Source organism: Marisediminicola senii (assembly GCF_011057645.1).
GTDB lineage: Bacteria > Actinomycetota > Actinomycetes > Actinomycetales > Microbacteriaceae > Marisediminicola > Marisediminicola senii.
The window spans coordinates 1-6,830 of record NZ_JAALGE010000076.1; the positions used below are offsets into that span (position 1 = coordinate 1).

Consider the following 6,830-nt stretch of genomic DNA (forward strand, 5'->3'; position numbering starts at 1 on the left):
CCCGGGCCTGGCCCCGCCCCGCGCCGCCAGGCCCAGGGCACGGCCGGGCCGCGCCGCCCCCAGGGGGGTGGGGGGGCGGGGCGCCCGGCACCGCCCCCGCCTGCGCGAGTGGCTCGTCGACCGCGAGAAGCGCCAGGAGACTGGCATCCCCTCCCGCCTCGTCGTGCTCGCCGGTCCCACCGCGGTCGGCAAGGGCACGGTATCGACCTACATCCGCGAGAACTACCCCGACGTGCACCTGTCGGTGTCGGCGACCACCCGCAAGCCCCGCCCAGGCGAGGTGCACGGCGTCAACTACTTCTTCCTCAGCGACGACGAGTTCGACACGCTGGTCGAGAACGACGAGATGCTCGAGTGGGCGACCGTGCACAACGCGTTCCGCTACGGCACCCCGCGCGGGCCGGTCCTGGAGGCGATGGCCGAGGGTATGAGCGTGCTTCTCGAAATCGACCTGCAGGGTGCGCGCCAGGTGCGGGGGACCATGCCGCAGGCCGTTCTCGTGTTCCTGCTCCCGCCCACCTGGGAAGAACTGGTGCGCAGGCTCATCGGCCGCGGCACCGAGAGCACCGAAGAACAACAGCGCAGACTCGCCACCGCCAAGGTCGAACTGGCTGCACAGGACGAGTTCGATTACCGGGTCGTGAACAGCGACGTCGGCACGGCGGCATCCGAGGTCGTAGACTTGATGGCGCTGCGGTAACGGTCATAGCACCCTTCCGCCCCCAGGTGGCCGTATCGGCCCCTCCACACTCCACTCGTCGCGAACACCTCAACAAGGAGCAACACCATGGCTGACAAGGCAAAAGGCATCATCGACCCGCCCATCGACGAACTGCTGTCGAAGGTCGACTCCAAGTACGCCCTGGTGATCTTCGCCTCCAAGCGCGCCCGCCAGATCAACGATTACTACGCCGACCTCCACGAGGGAAGCCTGTTCGACAACGTCGGACCCCTGGTCGACTCGACCATCGACGACAAGCCGCTCTCGGTCGCCCTCCACGAGATCAACGAGAACAAGCTCGTCGCCAAGCCGCTCGCCGACTGACAGCGATACCGGCATGACCGATACCCCCGCTGGCACCGGCGCGACCCTGAGAGTCGTCGTCGGCGTCACCGGGGGTATTGCTGCATACAAGGCCGTCGGTGTCGTGCGCGCCCTGGTGCTCGCAGGGCACGACGTGCACGTGGTACCGACGGCCGGCGCGCTGCGCTTCGTCGGCCGCCCCACGTTCGAGGCCATCAGCCGCAATCCCGTCGAGACCGACCTCTACGAGGGGGTCGCCGAAGTGCGCCACGTGGCCCTCGGGCAATCGGCCGACCTGATCATCGTCGCGCCGGCCACCGCCAACTCGATCGCCAAGCTCGCCGCCGGCCTCGCCGACGACCTGCTCGGCACCACCATCCTCGCCAGCACCGCGCCGGTCGTCATCGCCCCCGCCATGCACACCGAGATGTGGCAGAACCCCTCCACCGTCGCCAACATCGCAACCCTCGCCGCGCGGGGGATCACGGTCGTCGGGCCCGAGGTGGGGCAATTGACGGGTACGGATGCCGGTGCCGGCCGCATGTCGGAGCCCGACGCCATCGTCGCTGCCGCCCTCGCTGCCGCGAGTACCGCGAACACCGCCGACCTCGCCGGTCGCCGCGTTCTCGTCTCCGCGGGCGGAACCCGCGAACCCATCGACCCGGTGCGCTTCCTCGGCAACCGCAGCAGCGGACTCCAGGGTGTCGCGATCGCCGCCGCCGCCGCTGCGCGGGGCGCCGACGTCACCCTGGTCGCCGCGCACCTCGAGGTACCGGAGCCGCAGGGGGTGCGCGTGCTGCACGCCGCGACCGCCCTCGACCTGCAGCGCGTCATGACCGCCGAGGCGCCTGCCCACGACGTCATCGTGATGGCTGCGGCCGTCGCCGACTACCGGCCGGCCAGCGTCGACGAATCCAAGATCAAGAAAGACGCGACGGGCCATACGCTGACCCTCGAGCTCGTGCAGAACCCCGACGTCCTCGCCGGCCTGTCCCTGGACAGACCAGCCGGACAGGTCGTCGTCGGGTTCGCCGCCGAGACCGAACGCGACGACTCCGCCCTGCTCGAACTCGGCCGCGCGAAGATCGCGCGCAAGGGCTGCGACTATCTCGTCGTCAACAGGGTGGGCTGGAGCGAGGGTTTCACCGTGGCCGACAACGACGTCAGGGTGCTCGACGCGGCCGGAGCTATAGTTGTCGAGGCCGTCGGCACTAAGACTGCGGTGGCACACCGAATACTCGACCTGCTGGTCTGAACCGACGCGCGACGCCGACGTTCGACCCCCTCTCTCGACGGGCCACCATGACGTCTCCTTCACGCGGGCTGCGCCTGTTCACCTCCGAATCCGTGACCGAGGGGCACCCAGACAAGATCTGCGACCAGATCTCCGACGGCATTCTCGACGCCCTGCTCGCGGTCGATCCGCACAGCCGCGTCGCGGTGGAGACGCTCGTGACGACCGGCCTCGTGCACGTCGCGGGCGAGGTGACCACGACCGGTTACGTCGACATCCCGACCCTGGTGCGCGACCGCATCACCGCCATCGGGTACAACTCGTCCGAGGTGAGCTTCGACGGCCGCAACTGCGGTGTCACGGTGTCGATCGGTTCGCAGTCTCCCGACATCGCGCAGGGCGTCGACCGGGCGATCGAAGCCCGCACCGGCGACGACGACAGCCTCAACGCGCAGGGCGCAGGCGACCAGGGGCTCATGTTCGGCTTCGCCGTGCGCGAGACGCCGGAGCTCATGCCGCTGCCGATCTGGCTCGCGCACCGCCTCGCCGAGCGGCTCGCCGAGGTACGCAAGGAGCACCTCGTCGACTACCTCAGGCCAGACGGCAAGACGCAGGTGACCATCGGCTACGACGGCCTCACCCCTCGCACCGTCGAGACCGTCGTGCTGTCCACCCAGCACGCCCCCGCCGTCTCCGACGAGCAGCTCGCCCGAGAGGTCGAAGAGCTCGTCATCCGCCCGGTGCTCGAGACCTGTGCCCTCGACTCGTCGGCGACCACCCTGCTCATCAACCCGACCGGCCGCTTCGAGATCGGCGGCCCCAAGGGCGACGCCGGGCTCACCGGGCGCAAGATCATCGTCGACACCTACGGCGGTGCGAGCCGGCACGGCGGCGGCGCGTTCAGCGGCAAGGACCCGTCGAAGGTCGACCGTTCCGCCGCCTACGCGATGCGCTGGGTGGCGAAGAACGCCGTCGCGGCGGGCCTCGCCGACCGGCTCGAGGTGCAGGTCGCGTACGCCATCGGCAAGGCGGCACCGGTGGGGTTCTACGTCGAGTCGTTCGGCACCGGGCACGTGACAGACGACGTGATCACCTCCGCCATCCGCGAGGTCTTCGACCTGCGCCCGGCGGCCATCATCCGCGACCTCGACCTGCTGCGCCCGATCTACTCGGCGACGGCCACCTATGGCCACTTCGGCCGAGAACTACCCGACTTCACCTGGGAGCGCCTCGACCGCGTCGACGACCTCCGCAGCGCCGCCGGGCTCTGATCCCTCCCGGCAGCGACGATGGGTTCTGACGTGACAGGGGCCGCGACGGGGCCGGGCACGATCGGGCCCGCGCCGAAGCGCACCGTCGCGCGCGTCATCGTCGATTCGCCCCTCCCGCAGCTCGACCGGCTGTTCGACTACGCCATCCCGGCAGCGTTGGTCGGTGAGGTGACCCCCGGAATCCGGGTGCGCGTGCCACTCCGCTCCGCGGGGCGCATCGCCGACGCGTTCGTGATCGAGGTCACCTCCGACGGTGACTACGCCGGGGCGCTGAGCGAGGTCGACGCGGTCATCTCCACCGCCGCCGTGCTCGCCCCCGAGGTCTGGACGCTGGCGCGCGCCGTCGCCGACCGCGCGGCGGGAGGGGCCAGCGACGTGCTGCGACTTGCCGTGCCGAAGCGGCAGGTGCGCGTCGAGAAGGCCTGGCTCGCGGCAGCTGGGGGACAGTCGGGCGGGATGGATGCCGCGTCCGACGAGACCCCCGATGCCGCCGTGCCTTCCGCCGACCCGCCCACGGTCCCGGCTTCCGCCGCCGCCCCGCCCACCGCCGCCGACGAGATCCGGGCGGTGGACATAACCGCATACCCGGCCGGTCGCATCCGCGACGCCGTCGAGAACGGCCGCAGGGTGGCCGTCGACGCTGTTCCGCGGGTCGTTCCGCTCGCATCCGGCGAGTGGGTCGGCCACTGGGCGACCACCATGGCCGCGGCGGCGACCGATGCCCTCGCCGTCGGCCGCTCCGCGATTCTCGCGGTGCCCGACTACCGCGACCAGGCGCAGCTGCTCTCCGCGCTGCACGCCGTGCTGCCCGCCGACCGCATCGTGCACCTCGACGCCCGCCAGTCCGGCCCCGACCGATACCGCGCCCACCTCGCGTGCCTCGGCGACACCCCGCTCGTCATCGTGGGCAACCGCTCGGTCGTCTACGCGCCAGCGGCCGCCCTCGGACTGATCGCCATCTGGGACGACGGCGATCCCCTGCACTCCGAACCGCTCAGCCCCTACGTCCACACGCGCGACGCCGCCCTGGTGCGCCAGCAGCAGCAGGGCTGTGCGCTGCTGCTGCTCTCGCACGCGCGCAGCACCGAGGTCGAGCGCTTCGTCGAACTCGGCTTCGTCGGCGAACTCGGCCCCGAGCGCACCATCTCACCGCGCGTGCTGCCCACCGCGCAGCAGGCCCCACAAGACCGTTACGCCGCGATCGCGCGCATTCCGTCGAGCGCGTGGCAGAAAGCCCGAACCGCCCTCGCGGCCGGCCCCGTGCTGGTGCAGGTCGCCCGCCCTGGCTACGCACCGCGACTGGCCTGCTCCGACTGCGGCCAGTCCGCCCGCTGCGCGCACTGCGAGGGCCCGCTCGGCACCAAGAGCGGCCGGTCGGTGCCGTCGTGCCACTGGTGCGGCAAGCCCGCCGCGGCGTGGCGGTGCGCGCACTGCGAGGGCGAGAAGCTCACCCTCATCGGCCAGGGCTCGGTGCGCACGGCAGAAGACCTCGGGCGCGCATTCCCCGGCGTGCGCGTCATCGTCGCCGACGGCGACCGCCCCATCCTCTCGGTCACCGACGCCCCCGCGCTCGTCGTCGCCACCCGCGGCGCCGAACCCATCGCCGACGGTGGCTACCATGCGGTGCTGCTGCTCGATGGGGAACGGATGCTGGCACGCGAGAGCCTCAGGGTGGGAGAAGACTGCCTGCGGTGGTGGACGAACGCGGCCGCCCTCGCTGCCCCGAAGGCCCCCGTCATCCTGGTCGGCGTCGGGGGAGCTCTCGCCTCCGCCATGGCCACCTGGCGCCCCGAGGCATACGCGGCGTCCGAGCTGTCCGACCGGAGGCGCCTGCGATTCCCGCCCGCGATCCGGGTCGCCACCGTGACCGGCGCGCCATCGGCCGTCGAGACGGCCATCGCGGCGGTCAGCGGCATGGACGGCGCCGACATCCTCGGCCCGGTGGAGGTCGATGGCGGGTCCGTTCGCGCCATCGTGCGGTTCGAGTACGCGCGCGGTGCCGAGGTGACCTCCGCCCTCCGCGCGGAAGTGATCAGGGCGGCGAGCGCACGCCGTAAGCGCGTGCCGGGAAAGGCCGCCCCGCTGCCGCTGCCTACACTGAAGGTGCGCTGCGACGACACGGAACCGTTCCTCGACTGATCGCGTGATCGCGCGAAACGAAGGCCCAATGAATCCCTCTCCCGACGCCGCAACGCCAGCCCCGCAGGAGCCAGCCCCTCAGGAGCCAGCCCAGCGGCTGCCAGCCGCGCCGGCACCACTGCGCATCGTCTTCGCCGGCAGCCCGGCTGCCGCGGTGCCCAGCCTGCGGGCGCTGGCGCAGTCGCCGCACGAGATCGTCGGCGTGGTGACCCGCCAGGCCTCGCCGCAGGGTCGCCGCCGCATCCTGACCCCCACCGCCGTCGAAGTCGAAGCCGAACGCCTCGGGCTGTCCGTGATCGCCACCAACCGCCTCGACGCCGACGCGACCACCGCCATCACCGCGCTGGGCGCCGACCTCGGCGTGATCGTCGCCTACGGCGCACTCGTGCGCGAGCCCCTGCTCTCGGCACCGCGGCTGGGCTGGATCAACCTGCACTTCTCGCTGCTGCCCCGGTGGCGCGGGGCCGCGCCCGTGCAGCGGGCCATCATGGCGGGCGACGAGATCACCGGGGCGACCGTCTTCCAGCTCGTGCCGGAGCTCGACGCCGGAGACGTCTTCGGCATGGTCACCCAGCCCGTCGGCGCCCACGAGACGGCGGGGCACCTGCTGGCATCCCTCTCCGACGGCGGTGCAGAACTGCTCAGCAGGGTCGTCGACTCCATCGCCCGCGGTGACGCCAGGGCGGAGCCGCAACGCGGCGACGTGACCCTGGCCCCCAAGCTCACCCTCGCCGACGGCGCGCTCGACTGGACGATGCCGGGCGGGGCCGTGTACGACGTCATCCGCGGCGTCACGCCCGAGCCCGGCGCATTCACCACCGTCGACGGCGCCAGGCTCAAGGTGCTCGACGCGTCCGTCGCCCGCGACGTCGCCCGCGCGGAGCCCGGCGAGTTGGTGTTCCACGATCGCAGGCTCCTGGTCGGCACCGCGAGCGACCCCATCGAGCTCGTCACGGTGCAACCGGCGGGCAAGAAGCCGATGGCCGCCCCGGACTGGTGGAGGGGCAGGCCCGCCGGGGCTGGGACAATCGCAGGATGAGCGACACCCGCAACACCCCACCGAGAGCCGGCGGCCGCGGCCCCGCCGCGCCCGACCGCGCCGCCGAGCGCAGCACCGTGCAACCTCCCCGGCGCGGCGCCTGGGGGGGCCTGGGGGCGGGGG

At 72.0% G+C, this 6,830-nt stretch carries 6 protein-coding genes; all 6 read left to right on the forward strand.

From position 1 onward, the window contains the following. Positions 1–700 (forward strand): guanylate kinase (gene gmk, locus G5S38_RS14840; protein ID WP_165070276.1); only part of this gene is annotated, 700 nt, incomplete at its 5' end. Positions 701–787: 87 nt separating this feature from the next. Next, a complete protein-coding gene (rpoZ, locus tag G5S38_RS14845; protein ID WP_165070278.1) occupies positions 788–1,045 on the forward strand; it encodes a DNA-directed RNA polymerase subunit omega in 258 nt (85 codons plus the stop codon). Between the two features lie 13 nt (positions 1,046–1,058). Next, positions 1,059–2,279, forward strand: coding sequence for a bifunctional phosphopantothenoylcysteine decarboxylase/phosphopantothenate--cysteine ligase CoaBC (gene coaBC / locus G5S38_RS14850; protein ID WP_165070281.1), 1,221 nt, complete (start codon positions 1,059–1,061; stop codon positions 2,277–2,279). A 47-nt stretch (positions 2,280–2,326) separates the two neighbouring features. Continuing rightward, positions 2,327–3,529, forward strand: coding sequence for a methionine adenosyltransferase (gene metK / locus G5S38_RS14855; protein WP_165070284.1), 1,203 nt, complete (start codon positions 2,327–2,329; stop codon positions 3,527–3,529). 18 nt (positions 3,530–3,547) lie between these two features. Continuing rightward, positions 3,548–5,668 carry a primosomal protein N' family DNA-binding protein gene (locus G5S38_RS14860; protein ID WP_165070288.1) on the forward strand — a complete coding sequence of 707 codons (2,121 nt, stop codon included), beginning with the start codon at positions 3,548–3,550 and terminating at the stop codon, positions 5,666–5,668. Between the two features lie 118 nt (positions 5,669–5,786). Then, entirely contained in the window at positions 5,787–6,707 is a 921-nt protein-coding gene (gene fmt / locus G5S38_RS14865) for a methionyl-tRNA formyltransferase (protein ID WP_165070291.1), read from the forward strand. Positions 6,708–6,830: the final 123 nt, after the last annotated feature.

Bases quoted from the DNA above. Each gene is read 5' to 3' on its own strand.
- rpoZ (WP_165070278.1), top strand. From the start codon at position 788: ATGGCTGACAAGGCAAAAGGCATCATCGACCCGCCCATCGACGAACTG.
- coaBC (WP_165070281.1), top strand. From the start codon at position 1,059: ATGACCGATACCCCCGCTGGCACCGGCGCGACCCTGAGAGTCGTCGTC.
- metK (WP_165070284.1), top strand. From the start codon at position 2,327: ATGACGTCTCCTTCACGCGGGCTGCGCCTGTTCACCTCCGAATCCGTG.
- G5S38_RS14860 (WP_165070288.1), top strand. From the start codon at position 3,548: ATGGGTTCTGACGTGACAGGGGCCGCGACGGGGCCGGGCACGATCGGG.